At 45.3% G+C, this 1,060-nt stretch carries 1 protein-coding gene; it reads right to left on the reverse strand.

Annotated elements, in window-relative coordinates:
* Positions 1-353: 353 nt before the first annotated feature.
* Positions 354-836, reverse strand: a complete 483-nt coding sequence (locus tag F6K37_RS44110; RefSeq protein ID WP_071106956.1) for a tellurite resistance TerB family protein — start codon at positions 834-836, stop codon at positions 354-356.
* Positions 837-1,060 lie beyond the last annotated feature (224 nt).

The raw sequence follows: 1,060 nt of genomic DNA on the forward strand, positions 1-1,060 counted from the left end.
CAGCTTTTGAATAAGCGATGCAGCGCCTTCACGCGGGGGTTTCCCCCATGAGCGACTGCATCAAGACAACAAGTAAGCATTGGAATAATGTTGAGTGAAGTCCCAGGGTCGTTCGCGTAGCGTGGCCGAAAGGCCAAGGCCAAAGCCTGTGCCAACAAGCTGACGGCACCTCAAGTAGCGTGAGCTAAAAGCTCACGGCTGACGGCTGAATGCTTACGTCTTGATCTAAGCGCGATTATGTTGTTGAAATGTAACGGATTCAACAACATAATTACTCTCGATCGAGGTACTCCTGATCGCCAAGCATTGATTGCGATCGCCAATCCTGGGATCAGCCACTAACAACAACAAGTCTAATAAGGGATGCCTTCCGGGAACATTACGGCAATCCGTTTTTCTCGCATCTTGGCTTCGGACATGCAAATTTCCTCAATCTGATTAACGACATCTTCTTCAATGCCAAGATATTTGGCCATTTTGTGGACTGATGCCTGTTCATCCGGATGATATTCTGCATCAGCAGCACAAGCCTTAATGGCCGCATAAATAATCGCACGACGACCGTTTTTGTCTAGAGTGGGGGCTTGGGCAAGAACCTCAAGTAGATCCTGATCTGCCGGGTAATTTTTTGCCATGTCATACTCGGTATTGGTATTATAACAGGCAGAACGGCCAACAACCCAGTTTCTTTCTTCTGGTGTCAGGACGCCATCTCCTTTTGCACAGATCAGAACCGCTTTGACAAAGGCATTATAGTCCTGAGCTGGTGGGACTGTTTTCATACCATACAAGTCTTTCATCAGCCACAGCCGACCGTCTCGATCCATATCTGACATATTCAATTCCCCGTTTTTAGTCTTTTGACTCCATCAGTGTAATATGATCTGCCGTGGTGCGATTAAGATTTTAGATTTAAGTTTTGTAAACTTGAAGGAGCCGTTAAGGGGCTATAACTAGGCTGAAAGCAATACTGGAAATTGCTTTCAGCGATTAATGAAAAAATACATATCTTTGATCAGGGCTATTTCATTCTGATCAGTTGTCAGTTGTTAGTTGTAGT

It is taken from the genome of Moorena sp. SIO4E2, from assembly GCF_010671945.1.
Lineage (GTDB): Bacteria > Cyanobacteriota > Cyanobacteriia > Cyanobacteriales > Coleofasciculaceae > Moorena > Moorena producens.